Source organism: Staphylococcus sp. SA22, assembly GCF_054165785.1.
On sequence record NZ_JBSZQY010000007.1, the window covers coordinates 110927 to 129779 of the forward strand.

General features: G+C 32.5%; 19 protein-coding genes. 8 read left to right on the plus strand and 11 right to left on the minus strand.

Annotated elements, in window-relative coordinates:
• Positions 1 to 5: 5 nt before the first annotated feature.
• The 7 genes from ACXQH5_RS08065 to ACXQH5_RS08095 all read right to left on the minus strand — a co-directional run bounded on the left by ACXQH5_RS08065 (position 6) and on the right by ACXQH5_RS08095 (position 6948).
• On the minus strand, positions 6 to 824 hold the full coding sequence (locus tag ACXQH5_RS08065) for an ATP phosphoribosyltransferase regulatory subunit (protein WP_001065591.1): 819 nt from the start codon (positions 822 to 824) through the stop codon (positions 6 to 8).
• Between the two features lie 311 nt (positions 825 to 1135).
• A complete protein-coding gene (locus tag ACXQH5_RS08070; RefSeq protein WP_000549227.1) occupies positions 1136 to 2260 on the minus strand; it encodes a polysaccharide deacetylase family protein in 1125 nt (374 codons plus the stop codon).
• Positions 2261 to 2377: 117 nt separating this feature from the next.
• The gene (locus ACXQH5_RS08075; protein WP_000610980.1) at positions 2378 to 2875 is read right to left on the minus strand and encodes a GNAT family N-acetyltransferase; all 498 of its coding nucleotides are present in this window, start codon (positions 2873 to 2875) and stop codon (positions 2378 to 2380) included.
• Positions 2876 to 2921: 46 nt separating this feature from the next.
• Positions 2922 to 3755 carry an energy-coupling factor transporter transmembrane component T family protein gene (locus ACXQH5_RS08080; protein ID WP_001077835.1) on the minus strand — a complete coding sequence of 278 codons (834 nt, stop codon included), beginning with the start codon at positions 3753 to 3755 and terminating at the stop codon, positions 2922 to 2924.
• On the minus strand, positions 3752 to 5464 hold the full coding sequence (locus ACXQH5_RS08085) for an ABC transporter ATP-binding protein (RefSeq protein WP_057504552.1): 1713 nt from the start codon (positions 5462 to 5464) through the stop codon (positions 3752 to 3754). Before ACXQH5_RS08085 ends, ACXQH5_RS08080 begins: the two co-directional genes overlap by 4 nt.
• A gap of 52 nt (positions 5465 to 5516) precedes the next feature.
• A complete protein-coding gene (locus tag ACXQH5_RS08090; protein WP_000743708.1) occupies positions 5517 to 6071 on the minus strand; it encodes an ECF-type riboflavin transporter substrate-binding protein in 555 nt (184 codons plus the stop codon).
• 28 nt (positions 6072 to 6099) lie between these two features.
• Entirely contained in the window at positions 6100 to 6948 is an 849-nt protein-coding gene (locus ACXQH5_RS08095) for an SAM hydrolase/SAM-dependent halogenase family protein (RefSeq protein ID WP_000528919.1), read from the minus strand.
• 379 nt (positions 6949 to 7327) lie between these two features.
• On the opposite strand from ACXQH5_RS08095, the gene ACXQH5_RS08100 reads away from it, so the two are divergent.
• The gene (locus ACXQH5_RS08100) at positions 7328 to 7843 is read left to right on the plus strand and encodes a YceI family protein (RefSeq protein WP_000181120.1); all 516 of its coding nucleotides are present in this window, start codon (positions 7328 to 7330) and stop codon (positions 7841 to 7843) included.
• A 142-nt stretch (positions 7844 to 7985) separates the two neighbouring features.
• On the opposite strand, the gene ACXQH5_RS08105 is transcribed toward ACXQH5_RS08100, so the two are convergent.
• On the minus strand, positions 7986 to 8957 hold the full coding sequence (locus tag ACXQH5_RS08105; protein WP_000082550.1) for an SMP-30/gluconolactonase/LRE family protein: 972 nt from the start codon (positions 8955 to 8957) through the stop codon (positions 7986 to 7988).
• 243 nt (positions 8958 to 9200) lie between these two features.
• On the opposite strand from ACXQH5_RS08105, the gene trhO reads away from it, so the two are divergent.
• On the plus strand, positions 9201 to 10157 hold the full coding sequence (gene trhO, locus ACXQH5_RS08110) for an oxygen-dependent tRNA uridine(34) hydroxylase TrhO (protein WP_001109290.1): 957 nt from the start codon (positions 9201 to 9203) through the stop codon (positions 10155 to 10157).
• A 151-nt stretch (positions 10158 to 10308) separates the two neighbouring features.
• Positions 10309 to 10947 carry a pyroglutamyl-peptidase I gene (gene pcp / locus ACXQH5_RS08115; RefSeq protein ID WP_000547825.1) on the plus strand — a complete coding sequence of 213 codons (639 nt, stop codon included), beginning with the start codon at positions 10309 to 10311 and terminating at the stop codon, positions 10945 to 10947.
• Positions 10948 to 11065: 118 nt separating this feature from the next.
• On the opposite strand, the gene ACXQH5_RS08120 is transcribed toward pcp, so the two are convergent.
• Both ACXQH5_RS08120 and ACXQH5_RS08125 read right to left on the minus strand, forming a co-directional pair.
• Positions 11066 to 11833 carry a membrane protein gene (locus ACXQH5_RS08120; RefSeq protein ID WP_000949563.1) on the minus strand — a complete coding sequence of 256 codons (768 nt, stop codon included), beginning with the start codon at positions 11831 to 11833 and terminating at the stop codon, positions 11066 to 11068.
• Complete coding sequence (locus ACXQH5_RS08125; protein ID WP_000116727.1) at positions 11823 to 12161, minus strand: PadR family transcriptional regulator; 339 nt, start codon at positions 12159 to 12161, stop codon at positions 11823 to 11825. The genes ACXQH5_RS08120 and ACXQH5_RS08125 overlap by 11 nt, the downstream gene beginning before the upstream one ends.
• A 165-nt stretch (positions 12162 to 12326) precedes the next feature.
• Here ACXQH5_RS08125 and bstA point away from each other — a divergent pair, with 165 nt between their 5' ends.
• Positions 12327 to 12791: a bacillithiol transferase BstA gene (bstA, locus tag ACXQH5_RS08130; RefSeq protein ID WP_000208928.1), complete on the plus strand. Its 465-nt coding sequence runs from the start codon at positions 12327 to 12329 to the stop codon at positions 12789 to 12791.
• Between the two features lie 238 nt (positions 12792 to 13029).
• Positions 13030 to 14448 carry an anion permease gene (locus ACXQH5_RS08135; protein ID WP_000432345.1) on the plus strand — a complete coding sequence of 473 codons (1419 nt, stop codon included), beginning with the start codon at positions 13030 to 13032 and terminating at the stop codon, positions 14446 to 14448.
• 410 nt (positions 14449 to 14858) lie between these two features.
• Here the strand turns inward: ACXQH5_RS08135 and rarD are convergent, their stop codons facing one another.
• On the minus strand, positions 14859 to 15767 hold the full coding sequence (rarD, locus tag ACXQH5_RS08140) for an EamA family transporter RarD (protein WP_001091178.1): 909 nt from the start codon (positions 15765 to 15767) through the stop codon (positions 14859 to 14861).
• Between the two features lie 221 nt (positions 15768 to 15988).
• Here rarD and ACXQH5_RS08145 point away from each other — a divergent pair, with 221 nt between their 5' ends.
• From ACXQH5_RS08145 to ACXQH5_RS08155, 3 genes are all read left to right on the plus strand, one after another.
• Positions 15989 to 16564: a helix-hairpin-helix domain-containing protein gene (locus ACXQH5_RS08145; protein WP_000174570.1), complete on the plus strand. Its 576-nt coding sequence runs from the start codon at positions 15989 to 15991 to the stop codon at positions 16562 to 16564.
• Positions 16565 to 16728: 164 nt separating this feature from the next.
• On the plus strand, positions 16729 to 17745 hold the full coding sequence (locus ACXQH5_RS08150; protein ID WP_000215639.1) for a HoxN/HupN/NixA family nickel/cobalt transporter: 1017 nt from the start codon (positions 16729 to 16731) through the stop codon (positions 17743 to 17745).
• A 242-nt stretch (positions 17746 to 17987) separates the two neighbouring features.
• A complete protein-coding gene (locus ACXQH5_RS08155) occupies positions 17988 to 18794 on the plus strand; it encodes an arylamine N-acetyltransferase family protein (RefSeq protein WP_001017406.1) in 807 nt (268 codons plus the stop codon).
• Positions 18795 to 18853: the final 59 nt, after the last annotated feature.

An 18853-nucleotide genomic window follows, 5' to 3' on the forward strand; every position in this document is an offset into this window, starting at 1 on the left:
CTTACTTAAAGTGTTAATCCTAATCCAAACCCTTCGATGCTTCCTTTGTAATAACCACCTGTTAAAACTCGAGATTCATTTTCAGCAAAGTGACATTGAATAAATAAACCTGTGTAATAGGATCTAGGTGGCTGCGCAGTAATATCTAAATGGATGTCTTTGTAACCTTGTGTATGTAACCAACGTTCCCATATTTTTAATTCAACGAGTGCTGGATGGTCATTTGGAATATAGTGTTCCAATACATTTAATTGTTGTTGCGTATTCTCTTTCAAGATTTGCACAATTGGATGTTCAGTCGACAAATATGTAACCAGTCCCGATAAATTACGTTCCTCAATCATTGATAGTATGTCTGGTGTTTGTAACGATTTATCGAGTAAGGCATCAAGCAATTGATAATGTCCCAATACAACAAAATGCACGTTGTCTCTCAACTGCTGTTGAATAAACTGAATAAATAGCTTTAAGCTCTGTTGTACATTCGCTAATGATGGTGCATAGTTTTCCAAACCAACTTGTACAGCCGCTTCATTATTCCGAATGATTAAACCTGTGTATGCCACTTTTGTTGCTGCAGTTGGATACATTGAGTAATAACGTAATAATTGATCTGTAAAATCATTTCGAAGTGCATAAATTTGATGCTCATGTTGCCAAAAATTTCGCTCACCCATCTGCTGCAAATCCTCATGGTTCAATTGTTTCCAGTCCAATTTTTCAACCACACTAAAATCAACTAACTCATAATCCGCTTTATTAAAATATTTTAAAAATGCTGTTTCCGATTCTTTTAACGCAATTAATTGTTCTGAATTATTCACTCGACCACCCTTTACTTTCAATACTGTATTTAAAATCACTTGGTATTTTTGTTGTTCACTTTACTTCTCTACCATACTAAAGTGTAATATGCTTAATAACTTATCATTTTTAGCAATACATTACAACCTTTTTTTCAGAAAATTCGGTGTATTGGTTTTAAATTTTTTCAAAAGAAAAAGGCAAGACATTTGTGCCTATAAAAATGCTTAACCAAGATTTTTATATTGAAGTTGTACTTCTTGCACATATTGTCCTTGCCTAATGAGTTAATACATTATCTTTTTTTCAGGATTACTCTATTCATTTCAACTTATTCTTCATAATCCCGATTACCTTTAAAGAATTGTCTATCTTGTTTACTATATACATTTTCAGGATTAAAAAATGGTTTGAGTTTATATTTAAATTCAAATAAGTTTAGACCATCAATCGCAACCCTATCTTGGTAAACGTTCGTTGCTGATATATCTGTAAAATTGTTTGGACCGACACCTGCAATAAACTTAAACTCTGCTTCATCTACCAAATAATCATACGCTTGTGTATGTCTATCCTGTGCGCCATGTGGAAATACAAACATATCTGTTTTACCTACAATTGGTTCAACTTCATTTTTCCATCTTTTAGTATCACGTTTAATACCATCTAAAGATGTTTTTTCAAAATTAATGTGACCATATGAATGACTCGCAAATGACCATCCATCCCGTTTCATTGCGCGAACAACTTCCTCAGCCGCCTTTTTATTCTTTGTATAATCTTTACTCGTTAATTCATTCGTGCGATAACCTAATACACCCTCATAACCGGTTAAAGCAACAACACCTTTTTCACCATTTAAAGAAAAATCTGGATGCTCTTTTACAAATTTATTTAAAATTGGCACGATATCATTGTCATCAGAATAAGTAGCATGGCCTTTTGAGTCTGTCGTTTCAGATACAACATGCTTATTTTTATCAAGTACTAAGCGGTCAGCATAACCATGGTGTCTCATGTAACTATAGTAATTCATATCATCAATTGAGATGATTAGTGGCTTTTTACCTTTCGGCAATTTTATTTTTTTGGCTTTTACATGATGAGATGATAAGTCGTATACATCATGTGGATTAACGATGATGTAATTATTTTTATATAATTCGTTCAATGATTTTTTAAATTCACTTACAGTAATCATCCAATCATTGTTGCCCTTAGCTTGGTGTGTATCTCCTGTAAACGCAACTTTTGGGTCTGTAATTAATGGATGATAAAACACATGATATACTTGGCCGTGATATGTTTCCCAATGTTCATCCATTTTCGATTTATGCTTTGCATACTCATTTGGATTAACAGATTTATTTTGAGCTTTCTCATTTTGCTTGGAACAGCTATATAACAATGCAACTGATAATAACAGAAAAAATAGCAATAAATATTTTTTATGCATTAAACATTCTCCCTATGTTTTATTATGCACAATTATAACATTTTTATTATGCGGCTCATAACTTTTTAAGAAACTGTTGGGATTTTAATTTTATTTTTTAGATAATGTCATAGTATTTTATTTATAAAACACAATATCTCCTTGACTGATAATGTCGTCCATTGTATCGTCTCGCTTGAAATTAAGCCTTTCTGCTAAATTTATTGAACGTTGGTTACACTTATTTGTCCTGATAACTTTTACTGTTTCTTGATCGATATAATTCACAAAATTTGTGATTGCTGTAATAGCCTCACATGCGTACCCTTGTCCTTCAAAACTTGGATGTAATTTATAAAATAAATTTAGTACTGTTTCTTGCTTTAATTGTCGATATTCATATCCACAAATACCAATAACACTACAATCTATTTTTTTCACCAATACAAAGTAACCAAATTGATATTGTTGCCAATGGTTTCGCCATTTTTCAATCCACCGTTGTGTGTCTAATTTGGAATTATGTAAACCTTTGGGAGTGTATATATTTGCTTGTGGATGACTACAAATATTATAAAGTTCAATTAAATGCGAGGAACTCGGAATCATTAAATTTAATCTTTCAGTATTTATCATTAAATGTCTCCCTCCTATTTCTATTTAAAGACTATTTATATGAATACTAATGCCACGGGTTGAAATATCGACTATTATTTAAAAAGAATAATGTAACTACTAACATCAGAAGTATTAATGTCAAACACAAAACAACATAATCATCTTTTTTTAATTGTTTTTTGACGTACCAGGTTCTCCTTTTATACTGTCCGAATTGTCTTAACTCCATAGCAGTACTAATAGTGTCAATTCTTTCGATACTAGAAAATATTAAAGGTAACACAATGCGTTTGATACCTTTAACACGGCTAGTAAATTTCGCTTTTTTCGAATTATCATATCCTCTTGCTTGTTGCGCTTGTGAAATATTAAAATATGTTTCTTGAATATCTGGAATATACCTTAATGCTAGTGAGACTGCGTAACTGATTTTATAATTCACACCTAGCTGATTTAAACTTGCAGCAAAATGACTCGGATTCGTTGTGAATAAAAATATTAACGCTAAAGGAACTGTACTAATATATTTTAATATTAGATTAAAAAGATAGAATAATTCCTGTGATGTTAGCGTAAATCGACCAATACCATTGATTAACTCTGTACGCTGATTATAAATCTTCACACCATATTCAGGATCAAATATGTATACGGCAATAATATTTAATATTGTGAAAAACAGAATGAATTTAACAACAAAACGAACTTTTTTCCATTCAATATGAGCATATTTGAACAATAAAATAGATGAAGCACTAATTAAAATTAAATATCTTGTGTCATAAGTCACCATTGCAGAAATAGAAACAACTAATAAGAATAAAAGTTTAACAGTCGCATTTAATTGATGAATACGACTATTTCCCGGGTGATAACCTATAGTATTATATTGATTCATTGGCGTCTCACCTTCCTATCATGGTTAATAAATAATTGTACTAATTTCTGTGGCTCACTAATCCCTATATATTCGGCCATTTCAAATAGCGATGTTTGTCTCAATGATGCAATCTCACAGATTTTTTTATCATTTAAAACCAATACTGGCGTGGTATCAGCAACGACTTGACCTTTTGATAATACAACTGTTCTTGAACTATACTCAGACAATAAATGCATATCATGCGTAATCATAATAATCGTCTTCCCCTGTCTGTTTAGCTCAATTAAAAATGACATTATCTCATTATAATGATAGAAATCTTGACCAGCAGTCGGTTTATCCAATATGATTATTTCCGGATTTAAGACTAAAACAGATGCTATAGTGACCCTCTTTTTTTGACCATAGCTTAAAGCGGCAATTGGCCAATTCCGAAATGCATAAAGTCCGCATATTTTGAGCACATTCTCTACCCGTATCTTTATATCTGATTCTTTCATACCTCGTGCTCTTAACCCTAATGCTACTTCATCGTAAATCATTTTTTCGGAAATCATATGATTTGGATTTTGCATCACATAACCTACGAATTCAGATCGTTCGCTAATTGACAATTGATTAAATCCCTTATTACAAAATTGGATATTACCTGTTATATCTAAAAATCCACAAATTGCTTTAGCAAGTGTTGATTTGCCGGCACCATTGTGACCAACTATACTAAGCATTTCTCTTCTATAAACATTTAATTGAACATTATTAAGTACACTATTACTATAGTCACTATATTGAACACACACCTCATTTAATTCTAATAGCGGTTCAGATTTGTACTTATTATCATTATTTGAAGATGTTTTTTCTATCCATTTTTTCACTTTAAATTTAACATGTTCACTCATACAAACTTCACGTAAATTCGCTAAATTATCAATGGATTCAACATCTACTTCTGCATATTTAAGCGCTGTACAGTATAATGGTTCACGTATGCCTGCTTCTTTAAGCTTAGATGATTTTAGCAAATCACTAGGCGTTGTATTAGCGATGATTTTTCCATCTTTAAAAAGAAGAACTCTATCAAACGTATCATCTAATGATTCTTCTAATCGATGTTCGACAATAATCATCGTTGACTTTGTTTCTTCATGAATATTATTTAACAATCTCAGCGTTTCATGTCCTGTCGCAGGATCTAAATTGGCCAGTGGCTCATCCAATATTAAAATAGGGGTACGATGGATTAATATACCACCTAATGAAACGCGTTGTTTTTGACCCCCAGATAAATCTTGCGGTCGGTGATTTAAATGTTCTATCATATCAACTTTTTCAGCCCAATAACTCACATTTTTCTTCATATCATCTTGTTCAACACAATTATTTTCCAATAAAAAGGCCATATCTTCAGCTGCTGTTAAGCCTATGAACTGTCCATCTGTATCTTGTAAAACTGTACCAACAACATTAGATCTTTCATGTAAACAACTAACAGTTGCATCTTGATTATTTATATGTAGTTCCCCAGTTACGTTACCTTTAGTTTTAAATGGAATTAATCCATTTATGCAATTTGCAAAAGTCGATTTACCACTACCCGAAGCACCAACTACTAATACTTTTTCTCCCGGATAAATATCAACATTTATATTCTGTAATGTAGGTGTTGCTTGACTATGATATTGAAAACTAAAGTCTTTGAACGAGATAATTGGTTCAGTCATGATATATCATTACCTTTCTACATTCATTTACATATCTGATTCAACAAAATAATTATTCTTTACGTAAACTACCTTTTTTTATTTGAGATGAAGCATATGCTTTTAATAATATTGTCCCAATAATGCCAACTGAAATAATATTTAATACTGCAGAGATAACACCTTGTGTATAAACCTTGTTAGCTGGTTCGTTATAAATCAAAATATCTAATGTTGGTGCAATAAGTGCCCAGCATATAATATTCGCAATAATTTGACCGATATTAAAATAAATCATCGCCTTCCTAGAAAATCGGCCTGAAGAAAGATTTAATTTTAGGCCAATCCATCCATATAAACAGCCTATAATTCCCGAGCAAATAACCCAACTCCACCAGGCACTACCGTATGTCGTGAAATCTTTAATAGCGTGACCAATTAATCCAGTCATTAAACCAGCAAAAGGTCCAAATATTGCAGATATTAATGCTAAAAATGCATAAGATGTTTCTATATTCGTATTAGGAAACCCTGTTGGTATTACAACAAAACGCCCTAAAATTACAAAGACCGCTGCTCCTATACCAATTGCAACAACAGTTTTAACTGAAATATCTTGTTTTTTCATCTTCATTACTCCTTACATAAAAAATTCATTAAATCGATGGTGCTTTAGATAAATGAATTGTCCAATCATTTCCAGTACCAATATGATATAAATCTGAAAATGAGTCTTGATTAACTGCTACACCAATATTCACTAGCGAGTTAACATATACAAGAGGTTCACCCACATTAACATCTGCAAATGATCGCGCAAATTTAATAATATTTTGATAGACTTTCTTATCTTGATGATAAATTGTTACCACCAAATTATTACCATGAACAATTTCCAAGGATTTTAAGAATGTCAATGGAATATTTGTCCATAATGACCCAAATCTGATATCTAAAATATCAATACTTCCTATAACAGCATCCTCATTTTTTGTCGCTTCTCTTATTTCTAATGCTTCAATACTATTAACGTTAATTGCCTGACCGAGGCTTTCAAATGCTATCTTTTTGGCAGCTAATCTCGCTCCATTGTATGCATAAACATCCCTACCATGAAAAGTATGACTTTCTTCCGAATGAGGCAATCGGCTTTTCACTTCATCAATTTCGATAACTTTTTTAATACCTTCGTAATGTTTGATATGACTTAAAGAGCCATTATCAGGTGTAATAATGTAATGACCCGATTCTGTTAAGCAAGCAATGCTCCGCCTATCACTACCTACACCCGGGTCTACCACTGATACAAAAACTGTGCCTTTAGGCCAGTATTTTACAGTTTGATATAAACGATATGACGCTACCCAAATGTCATACGGTGGTATATCATGCGTTAAGTTTTCGACACGTATATCATCACTTACAGTATATGCAACTCCATACATTGCACTTACAGCGCCATCACTAAGTCCAAAATCTGATTGCAATACCAAATAATTTCCCATAAAATGCCTCCTTTTTTTAAACTTCAAAAAAATATTATCTACATATTTAATGTTCTATATTTTGAATTTTCAGAATTATATTAAAATAGTACGAGTCACTTGATGCAAAGTCAATAGTAGTGACTATAAAAATGATAATAATAGTCAGATTTATCTCATTAACTAAATTTCACGGACTTGTAATCACTTCTTTATGTTTGAATTAATTGACTAGGGTATAACAATAGTGTGGTGTTTTATAGGTCATTCTTTAAATACATCACAGAAAAATATTCGAATTCGAAATAAAATGCTTGCATCTTTATTTTGTAGGTGGTATTGTATGTATATCAAGTATAAAAAATATATCTAAGAGATAAAAATATGGAGGTTTTATATTATGACTAACTTTACTTTTGATGGTGCACACAGTAGTTTAGAATTCCAAATTAAACATTTAATGGTTTCTAAAGTGAAAGGTTCATTTGATCAATTTGATGTAGCTGTTGAAGGAGATATTAATGACTTCAGTACTTTGAAAGCTACTGCAACAATTATTCCAAGCTCAATTAACACTAAAAACGAAGCACGTGATAACCACTTAAAATCTGGTGATTTCTTTGGTACTGATGAATTTGATAAAATCACATTTGAAACAAAATCAGTATCTGAAAGCAAAGTTGTTGGTGATTTAACAATTAAAGGCATCACTAACGAAGAAACATTCGATGTTGAATTCAACGGAGTAAGTAAAAATCCAATGGATGGTTCTCAAGTAACAGGTGTTATTGTTACTGGTACAATCAATAGAGAAAAATATGGCATTAACTTTAACCAAGCACTTGAAACTGGTGGAGTAATGCTAGGTAAAGATGTGAAATTCGAAGCATCAGCTGAATTTTCAATCTCAGAATAATCTCATTACACAATCCTCATTGTTTTAATATATACGAAATGCCAACTATATCATCCCTAGGTATAGTTGGCATTTTTTAACTTCTAATTAAAAATCGCTAAGATTTAAACTTATATTAAGACACCTTTCATTCAGGTAGGTCTTATTGAAACTGAAAACTTTGATGACCTTTTGCAAAGCCATTAACCGTATAAAGCATAGATCCTCCGCCCATTTCTATATCATTGGAACAAATGATGAGTTGATTTGTGCCAGGTATAAATTGCGGATGCGTAGAACGTAACATATGCCCTTCATCTCGGCCTGGTATCAATATTTGTCCTATTGGATAACCCCTTTTATTAAATACTAATACTCGGCCTTGACCATACATTGCCACATATAAATTATCATCTCTATCAATACAACATGAGTCTGGTCCTTCATGACCTGTAAAATAGTACGGTATGGTAGCTCCAAATGGTTGTATCGTCACACCATCATCTTCAAGTGCAATGCGATGTAATCGATTGGCTGTTGTTTCTGTTACCCATAGTACTTTTTCATCTGTACTTAAAGCAATACCATTGGCTACGCTAATATTTTGAATGATAGGCGTCACTGTTCTAAAGTCCGGCGCAACATAATAAACGCCTCCTAGTGGGTTGGTAGAGTATCCTCTAAAATCTGTAAAATAAAATCCACCTTTAGAATCAAATACCATGTCATCAATACAATATGTTGTTGAAAGATCTTCAATAATATCTTGTATGTTGTCACCATTTTCTGTCGCTGCAAAAATGCCTCCTGTAGATTTAAAATCTCCTAAATAACAAACGAATAATCGGCCATCTTTATGTATTTTGATTGCTGCAGGATTCGCTTTATGACTTACAAAAGGTTGTTTAATTTCCTTCGTTTCAGGATTGACTTTGAAAATATTACCTTCGAATACATCCAATAAAAATAATTGGCCATGTCGATCAAAATTTAATCCTTCTAATTGCAATCCTTTTTTTGAAATTTCAAGCCATGGTTCAGCTGTAATTGTTTGTAATTCACTTTCAGATATAATTGGAACAGCACTATTAGACTTCCCGCTATAAAATAATGTAGGTAAATCTTGTTGTGACATCATGATCATTCCTTTCATTTCATTCGTTTTAACTATCATTTTTATTTTAAACAAGGGAACATTTAAATCAAATGATAACGTTTTCATTTATCTATTTTATCGGTCTAGTGGCTGATTTCAAGCTAGAAATATTGAATGACAATACAACTCTGTTAAAATGATGGACGTAGACAAATATGCGTATTGACGCTTTATTTTAAAAATTAACATGCTTATAACATGTTTTTAGAAGGAGATTAACCTATGAACTATCAAGTTCTTTTATATTATAAATATACGACGATTGATGACCCTGAACAGTTTGCTCAGGATCACTTAGCCTTTTGTAAAGCACACCATTTAAAAGGTAGAATTCTTGTTTCTACAGAAGGTATTAACGGCACATTATCTGGTACAAAAGAAGAAACCGAACAATATATGGCACATATGCATGCCGATGAACGATTCAAAGATATGGTGTTTAAAATTGATGAAGCTGAAGGACATGCTTTTAAGAAAATGCATGTACGTCCTCGAAAAGAGATTGTTGCTTTAGATTTAGAAGAAGACGTCGATCCAAGACACACAACTGGCCAATATTTATCACCTGTAGAATTTAGAAAAGCTCTTGAAGATGATGACACAGTCATTATTGATGCACGTAATGATTATGAATTTGATTTAGGTCATTTCCGAGGTGCAATTCGTCCAAATATCACGCGCTTTAGAGATTTGCCTGACTGGATTAAAGAGAATAAAGCGTTATTTGCAGATAAAAAAGTGGTTACGTACTGTACTGGTGGCATTCGATGTGAAAAATTTTCTGGATGGCTTTTAAAAGAAGGTTTCGAAGATGTAGCACAACTTCATGGCGGTATAGCTACATATGGTAAAGATCCTGAAACAAAAGGTGAATATTGGGACGGTAAAATGTACGTATTTGATGACCGCATCAGTGTTAATATCAACCAAGTTGAAAAAACAATTATTGGTAAGGATTGGTTTGATGGCAAACCATGTGAACGTTATATTAATTGCGCTAACCCTGAATGTAATAAGCAAATATTAGTTTCAGAAGAAAATGAAGCCAAATATTTAGGTGCATGCTCTTATGAATGTGCTAAACATGAGCGTAATCGTTATATTCAAGCAAACAATATTAGTGATAACGAGTGGCAACATCGTTTAACAAACTTTGATGATTTACATCAACATGCTTAGTTTTAATTAAATACCTATCAAAACACGCTTTGAAAATCCGATTTATAAAGGTTTTTCAGGGCTGTTTTTTATGCGCATACATAACCTGATATGTTTTTAATTATGCGCATGTTATACTAAATTAAATTTTAATACTGCGGGGTGTCTTAAAATGCACATTTTAGTAACAGGATTTGCGCCTTTTGACAATCAAAATATTAATCCCTCATGGGAAGCTGTGTCTCTACTAGAAAATATTATTGGCACACATACAATCGATAAATTAAAACTACCAACCTCTTTTAAGAAAGTAGATACTATTATAAATAAAAAGTTGGCATCTAATCATTATGATGTTGTACTAGCTATAGGACAAGCTGGTGGTAGAAATGCCATTACACCAGAACGTGTCGCCATTAATATTGATGATGCACGTATTCCAGATAATGATGATTTTCAACCTATTGATCAAGCCATTCATTTAGACGGTGCGCCAGCTTATTTTTCAAATTTACCAGTTAAAGCAATGACTCAAAGTATTATTAACCAAGGACTTCCAGGAGCACTTTCAAATAGTGCAGGTACGTATGTATGTAATCACTTGCTTTATCACTTAGGCTATTTACAAGATAAGCATTACCCTCACCTTCGATTCGGATTTATTCATGTGCCATACATACCAGAGCAGATTGGTGGTAAACCCGATACACCATCTATACCATTAGAAAAGATAGTTGCAGGTTTGACTGCAGCCATTGAAGCTATTTCTAATGATGAGGATTTACGTATAGCTCTAGGCACAACGGAATAGTTATAAGAGTAACAACAAAAGCACCCTAATTTGTTAGTTTAAGTCTAACTTTAGGGTGCTTTTGGATGATTGGTATACAGTTTTACTATAATGATGTATTTTAGCTAAACGACATTGTTTAGTCTTCTTTTTTTAACTTCCTAAAATTTACAAATGTATAAATAATAAATGCTATATTTAGAATGATGAGTATACTTACTGAAACTAAATTAAAAGTGTCTGGTTCTTTACTAAAGATAGATGCTATCCTTGCTATCAAACTTGGCAATGAAATTACCAACACGATAAGCGCATAAATTTTCTGTTTAATTAAAATACAAGTTCCAATAACTAATATTAAAAATGTTATCCCAATAATGAAACTCTGTTTGTCACTTAACTCAAAGAAACTATAGATAGGATATTTTTTAATAATCAAGCCACCTAAAATCATCCATAAAAATACGATAATTCCATAAGTCACATTTATAACATATGTTATTTTTTGGTCACCAAATCGGACTAATGTATTGCGTAGAATCAGCATACCAATGACAACACCTAAAATAACGATACTAGCTATATACAATAAAAATGCAATTGTCACATCGAATGTACCCAAATCTAAAAACATAGGAATTATAATGACTGCTAAAGCAAAAGCGAAGTACAACGTAATATATTTATATAAACCGGTAGTAAGACTTATCTCAGGTGATAACTGATCAGCCATTGACTTAATCGGTGTATTAATAATTGAACTTGTATCTTCGTTATTTTTTTCAGCCATAGTTAAATGATCTTCGAGCTCTTCCAATAGTTCTTCTACTTCTTCTTCAGTTTTACCTCTAAATAACAATTCAACACGTAATTTTTCCAAAAAATCTTGAGACTGTTTACTTAACATCGTTTTCCCCTCCAAACAAGTTAATCATTCCTTTATTCAAAGCTTGCCATTTTGATTTAAATACTTTTAATTCCTTTAAACCTGACTCGGTAATCGTATAGTACTTTCGCCTTGGGCCACCATTACTAGATTTTTTTATAGTCGTATCAACGTATCCTTTTTTGTTTAAACGCATTAAAACTGGATAAATACTACCTTCACTTATCTCTGGAAACTCTTGATTCTTAAGTTTCGTCATAATTTCATATCCATATGTTTCGCCTTGGGCAATGAGACCTAATATTGCCCCATCTAAGAGACCTTTCATAATCTGATTTGACACTGACATTTTCATCACCTACTATCTTACATTATAAGATAGTACATTGAGGACTTTTCGTCAACTATCTTATATTATAAGTTAGTCATGATTTACATTCCTTAAATGACTAACAACTTTGTTAATAGGGTAATACTTACGGAAGTATGTTTTATTTATGGGGAGGAATTAATAATGACTACAAAAACGGTATTTGATGTCATTGAAATGGGTTTAGGATATTTAGTAAATGTGTATGATACTTGGAAAGTTGAAAAGGTACTTGATGATTATCATAAGCCTTTTTCTAATACCATTCATTGGCAATTTGGGCATGTATTAACAATTTTTGAATCAGCCTTAGCTGTTGCTGGTAAAGAGAATATTGATTTAAATATATATAGACCTTTATTCGGAAATGGTTCGTCTCCAGATGAATGGAAGGACGAAATACCGAGTATTGGAACGATTTTAGAAGGTCTTCAAACATTACCTGAACGTGCACGAAATCTAACTGAAGATGATTTAGCAATTGAATTGAAACAGCCAATTGTCGGTTGTAATAACTTAGAAGAGTTATTAGTATTAAATGCCATTCACATCCCACTTCATGCTGGTAAAATTGAAGAAATGTCTCGTATATTAAAAAATTTAAAATAAATATGTGCTTATTAACCGTTAACAATACGTTAACGGATTTTTTTATTTGTTTAAAAGGCCACTTTATTAAATTTAATTAACACCAATGATTTCTCTTCTTCACCGATTCTCGAAAAATAATTATATTAATGATTTCGTTAATTGAATTTTATATTTAATTATTACTGTACATCTTTTGAAGTTAGCTTTATTCTTAAATTGAAATATGTATAAAACATAGAAAGAAGGACGTTTTAACATGGAAAACACGGTTAAATATCGTAAGTTTATACTCCCTATCGTTGTAGGTCTCCTTATTTGGGCACTTACACCTTTTAAACCGGATGCTGTGGATCCAACAGCATGGTATATGTTCGCAATATTCGTCGCGACAATCATTGCTTGTATTACACAACCGATGCCAATTGGAGCTGTCTCTATAATTGGATTTACAATCATGGTACTCGTTGGCATTGTTGACATGAAAACGGCTGTCGCTGGTTTTGGTAATAATAGTATATGGTTAATTGCTATGGCATTTTTCATTTCGAGAGGATTTGTGAAAACAGGTCTTGGTAGACGTATCGCACTTCATTTCGTCAAATTATTTGGTAAAAAAACATTAGGCTTAGCATATTCTATCGTCGGTGTAGATTTAATTCTAGCGCCTGCTACACCAAGTAATACCGCGCGTGCTGGTGGAATCATGTTCCCAATTATCAAATCACTTTCTGAATCATTTGGTTCGAAACCAAAAGACGAATCATCACGCAAAATGGGTGCATTTCTTGTTTTCACAGAATTCCAAGGTAACTTAATTACTGCTGCTATGTTTTTAACTGCAATGGCCGGTAACCCCCTTGCACAAAATTTAGCATCTAGCACATCTAATGTTCACATTACATGGATGAATTGGTTCCTAGCTGCTTTAGTTCCTGGACTTGTTTCCTTAATTGTTGTACCTTTTATTATTTATAAAATTTATCCACCAACTGTTAAAGAAACACCAAATGCTAAGAGTTGGGCTGAAAATGAATTAGCGACTATGGGTAAAATCGCTTTAGCTGAAAAATTTATGATTGGTATTTTTGTCATTGCTCTAACACTATGGATTGTCGGAAGTTTCATTCATATTGATGCAACTTTAACGGCCTTTATTGCGCTAGCATTGTTATTATTGACAGGCGTCTTAACATGGCAAGACATTTTAAACGAAACAGGTGCTTGGAACACATTAGTATGGTTCTCAGTGTTAGTGTTAATGGCCGACCAATTAAACAAGCTTGGATTTATTCCTTGGTTAAGTAAATCCATTGCTACAAGTCTTGGTGGCTTAAGTTGGCCTATAGTACTGGTCATTTTAATATTGTTCTACTTCTATTCACATTACTTATTTGCAAGTTCTACAGCACATATCAGTGCGATGTATGCAGCATTACTAGGCGTTGCCATCGCAGCCGGTGCACCACCATTATTCAGTGCATTAATGTTAGGTTTCTTTGGTAACCTTTTAGCTTCAACAACACACTATAGTAGTGGTCCAGCGCCGATTCTATTCTCTTCAGGTTACGTGACTCAAAAACGTTGGTGGACAATGAACTTGATCTTAGGTTTCGTCTACTTTATTATCTGGATTGGTTTAGGATCACTTTGGATGAAAGTAATTGGTATATTTTAAAATATTTAAATTAGCGCTCGAATCTCATTGATTTGGGCGCTTTTTAATTTGTATTTAAAATCAATCTTTGCTAAATCAAGACTCCCTTTTTAAAATACGTTTATCCTTTAAATCATTGCGTACTTCACTGAAAATTTGTATAAAGATTTAAGTCATTACGTAACATCACATAAAATACATTTCTATATTAATCCGCTTCGTTGATTAACATTACTTATGTATCATAAATCATCAAACAAAAAACACTTTCGCTTAAATTCATTTAATTATGAATTCAAAGAAAGTGCTTTATTTTATATTTAATGTTTCAAATTTATACGGCTGTCACTATTACTGCACACATACCTCAGTCTCACCTTAACATGACACAAAGGAAGTTGAAAACACGTATAATTATCTCTCCTCGTATTTTATAGGGTTTTTGCGACTGGATGTTTCTTCAATTTAATGTATTGAGAAAGACTATATAACACAATACCTGTCCAAATAAATATAAACGTAATTAATTGATCTAAACTAAAAGGCTCTTTGAAAACAAATATGCCGAGTACAAACATTATTGTTGGTCCAACGTATTGAATAAATCCTATTAGTGAAAGTGGAATACGTTTTGCCCCGGCTGAGAATAGGATTAGTGGTATTGCCGTAATAGCACCAGAAAATAACAACCAAAATGATGACATGTTCAATCCAAATGACATCTGATGTTGCTGCCATAAATAAATAACGTATATTAGTCCAGCAGGTGCGGTAACAATACATTCAATCGTAATACTGCTGATGGCATCAATATGTACTACTTTTTTCAATAATCCGTATGTACCAAAGGATAACGCTAATATAATAGAGACGATTGGGAATTCTCCAATCTTCAGTGTCATATATAGTACACCAATGAATGCGAATAATATGGCTAACCATTCAAATTTATTGAATCTTTCTTTTAAAAAGATAAGTGCGAGTAAAATACTGACAAGTGGATTTATATAATAACCTAAACTTGTTTGTAGGACGTGTCCGTTCGTTACAGCCCAAATAAATGTACCCCAATTCAAGGTGATCACATAACCCGCTACGACAATTGCTAGTAATTGAATGGGCTTGGCTAACAATTGATTCATATCTCGTTGAAATGCATTGCGTTGTTTTTGTCCAACCGCGAGTATGAAAATCATGAATATTGCTGAAAATATAATACGAAAGGCTAAAATTTCAAATGCGCCTATTTCATCAACGAATTGCCAATATATAGGTAGTATTCCCCACAGAATGTATGCACTGAGTGCTAAAAATATACCTTTTTTATATTCTGTATTCACTTACATACCTCCTTACTCTCCCAAATTTTTAACATGTTACGCTCACTTAGTTAAGCTAATATAACGATTTTACTAATAATATTTCGATAAAGATATCATTTTGTTTATATTTCCCACGTTTATTCACCAACCACTAAACAATATTAATTTTATAAATAATTCTGTACAAATCAGGGTATATTGCCAGAAAGACTACCATACAACATAAAGGATGGATACAAATGACTTTACCTAAAATTGGAAAGCCTGCAACACGCGCGTTAAATTCACAAGGTATATACACATTAGAAGCAGTATCACAATATACGAAGTCATCTCTAATGGAGATGCATGGCGTTGGTCCTAAAGCTATATCAATATTGGAACAAGCTTTATTTCAGCACCAACTACATTTTAAAACGGAAGTTCATTCATCATTACCTTTTTTATTAACAGGAGATGTGTCATGCAATCATGCGCCTAAACGTCAACAAATGATAGATTTTATAGTTGCTACAGCAGCATTAGATATTGAATTATTACGTTCACTGGTTACAACAGAATTTATTTGGTCTGTCCCTGGACGCTTTGACATATACGGACCTCAAATATTAATTCAAGAACTATCTAATCATTACAATCAGGTTGCTAGTCTCAATATCCACTCCAGCATCACACATGGGTGCTTAGGTTCCATGCATGGTATTGAAATATTAAAAACTGGTAAAGAGATTCATTTTGCTCATTTTTTTGAATTTGAAAATCATAAAAAGGATGCCAAGTTAAGCAAAGTGACATCTTACATTGTTGTTGATTAATGTATCAAATTATATATATCGCAAAAAATTCTTTTGCGGTCACATGTATATTTTATATAACAAATAATTTTGCATAACATTTTCGTCATATGAACACTTATTACTAGAGTGCACATTGAACATACAGTATGATTAAATATCATGTTATGAAAGAAGGATATATTTTGACTGTTTTTAAAAATGAGCGCTTAAGCTGGTTACCATACATAGCTATTGTCATTTTGTTACACGTTATTGGGTTTAGTTTTTTATGGATTGCTGGAAAAGACCATCATATCTTATTTGGTATGGGGATTCTTGCATATACATTAGGTTTACGTCATGCATTTGATGCTGATCATATCGCCGCGATAGATAATACGGTTCGCAAATTATTACAGCAACGCAAAGATCCATCTGGTGTTGGTTTCTACTTTTCAATTGGACATTCATCTGTCGTATTTTTAATGGCTGTTTTTTTAGGGGTATCTGTAAAATGGGCTAAAGATGAATTACCACATTTCCAAGATATTGGTGGAACAATTGGTACACTAGTTTCAGGTTTCTTTTTAGTGCTTATCGGTGTGTTGAATCTAATTATTTTAATCTCTTTAATTAACTTGTTCGCTAAATTACGACGTGAACACATTGAAGAAGCTGAAGTCGATGCATTACTTGAATCTAGAGGATTTGTTTCTCGATTTGTAGGACCTTATTTCAAATTAATCACGCGTAGTTGGCACGTATTGCCACTTGGCTTTTTATTTGGACTTGGTTTTGATACAGCTAGTGAAATTACGTTACTTGCTCTTTCTTCAGGCGCATCACAACAAGCCATTTCATTTATCGGAATCTTATCTTTACCAATTTTATTCGCATCAGGTATGAGTTTGTTGGATACTTTAGATGGTGTTGTAATGAAATATGCCTATAATTGGGCATTCTTCAATCCTATTCGCAAAATCTATTACAATATAACGATTACTACGATATCCGTCATAGCTGCATTAGTGATTGGGATGATTGAATTGCTGCAAATTCTTGCTGATAAGCTAGACTTACACGGTGCATTTTGGGCATTTATTAGTTCAATCGAATTTGATTATTTAGGCTATATTCTAGTCGCTTTATTTTTAATAACTTGGCTTATTTCAAGCTTAATTTGGAAGTTTGGTCGCATAGAACACAAATGGTCTAAATAAAGTAACTTGTCTTGCAACTACCTTTGTATTGTTACATTTTTAGACATCCTGCACACTTCTTCCATTATGCTACACTCTCAGTAGTCATCTTTAAATCGTTTCTTTTAGAGATGACTTCATTTTGATAGCGTATTTTTCTATTTAAAATGTGGTTATCCAAAATTCAATACTTTCGAATTTAAAGTTTCAGCATTTCTGTTTAAAATTTAACTATAATCTTTAATACAGGAGGCGTTATGCTTATGAATATTGCGAAGTTAGAGGATTATTTACAAATTGATTCATCTCGTTATAATCGACCGAGTATTGAAGCATTAAATTATTATGCAACTCGTTTTATGTTAACTATACCTTTTGAAAATATTGATGTTCAAAATGGTAAGCCGATATCTATAAATATCGATGCACTTTTTAATAAAATTGTTCGTGATAAACGTGGTGGTTTTTGTTATGAGTTAAATACATTTTTCAAAACCTATTTACAACAAAAAGGATTTAATCCCGAATTAATGTCAGCTACTATTCATACACCCGGTGGCGGTCGCAGTCTGAACGGTTCACATGCTTCACTTGTTGTTTCTATAAATGATGTATTCTATGTAACTGATGTTGGCTTTGGAGACTTACCTCTACACGCCATTCCTATTACTTCGTCAGAGCATACACAACCGATTACTGACATCAGTGGTACGTTTCGTGCTATCTTTAACAACGAAGACAAGGATATTTTCTATGTTCAAAAATTCGAAAATGATAATTGGCATACAAAATATGAAGCTGAATTTAAAGCTAAATGTATTGCAGATTTTGATAAAAATATTGAATATAATCAAACGCATCCAGATTCAATATTTGTACAGCATTTATTAATTACAATGCCACAATCGTTTGGCCGTGCTACAATGTCTGAAAATCATTTAACTTTGACAAAAGATGGAACGCCAGAAAAGTTAGCTATCACTAAAGATAACTATCAACAATTTTTGAAAACATTTTTTGGCCTAGATGTTACTATCAATCGAATTGAAAACAGTGAAAGTCAATCATAAGCATACGGACGTGACTTACTTTAATGTAGGTAACGTCCTTTTTAAATACACATGTTCGT

What these genes read in the sequence shown, in the direction of transcription:
- ACXQH5_RS08145 (WP_000174570.1), top strand. Translation starts at nt 15,989, where the DNA reads ATGACTTTACCTAAAATTGGAAAGCCTGCAACACGCGCGTTAAATTCA.
- ACXQH5_RS08095 (WP_000528919.1), bottom strand. Translation starts at nt 6,948, where the DNA reads ATGGGAAATTATTTGGTATTGCAATCAGATTTTGGACTTAGTGATGGC.
- pcp (WP_000547825.1), top strand. Translation starts at nt 10,309, where the DNA reads ATGCACATTTTAGTAACAGGATTTGCGCCTTTTGACAATCAAAATATT.
- ACXQH5_RS08090 (WP_000743708.1), bottom strand. Translation starts at nt 6,071, where the DNA reads ATGAAAAAACAAGATATTTCAGTTAAAACTGTTGTTGCAATTGGTATA.
- ACXQH5_RS08085 (WP_057504552.1), bottom strand. Translation starts at nt 5,464, where the DNA reads ATGACTGAACCAATTATCTCGTTCAAAGACTTTAGTTTTCAATATCAT.
- ACXQH5_RS08105 (WP_000082550.1), bottom strand. Translation starts at nt 8,957, where the DNA reads ATGTCACAACAAGATTTACCTACATTATTTTATAGCGGGAAGTCTAAT.
- ACXQH5_RS08075 (WP_000610980.1), bottom strand. Translation starts at nt 2,875, where the DNA reads ATGATAAATACTGAAAGATTAAATTTAATGATTCCGAGTTCCTCGCAT.
- ACXQH5_RS08135 (WP_000432345.1), top strand. Translation starts at nt 13,030, where the DNA reads ATGGAAAACACGGTTAAATATCGTAAGTTTATACTCCCTATCGTTGTA.
- ACXQH5_RS08125 (WP_000116727.1), bottom strand. Translation starts at nt 12,161, where the DNA reads ATGTCAGTGTCAAATCAGATTATGAAAGGTCTCTTAGATGGGGCAATA.
- ACXQH5_RS08155 (WP_001017406.1), top strand. Translation starts at nt 17,988, where the DNA reads ATGAATATTGCGAAGTTAGAGGATTATTTACAAATTGATTCATCTCGT.
- ACXQH5_RS08080 (WP_001077835.1), bottom strand. Translation starts at nt 3,755, where the DNA reads ATGAATCAATATAATACTATAGGTTATCACCCGGGAAATAGTCGTATT.
- ACXQH5_RS08120 (WP_000949563.1), bottom strand. Translation starts at nt 11,833, where the DNA reads ATGTTAAGTAAACAGTCTCAAGATTTTTTGGAAAAATTACGTGTTGAA.
- trhO (WP_001109290.1), top strand. Translation starts at nt 9,201, where the DNA reads ATGAACTATCAAGTTCTTTTATATTATAAATATACGACGATTGATGAC.
- ACXQH5_RS08070 (WP_000549227.1), bottom strand. Translation starts at nt 2,260, where the DNA reads ATGCATAAAAAATATTTATTGCTATTTTTTCTGTTATTATCAGTTGCA.
- bstA (WP_000208928.1), top strand. Translation starts at nt 12,327, where the DNA reads ATGACTACAAAAACGGTATTTGATGTCATTGAAATGGGTTTAGGATAT.
- ACXQH5_RS08100 (WP_000181120.1), top strand. Translation starts at nt 7,328, where the DNA reads ATGACTAACTTTACTTTTGATGGTGCACACAGTAGTTTAGAATTCCAA.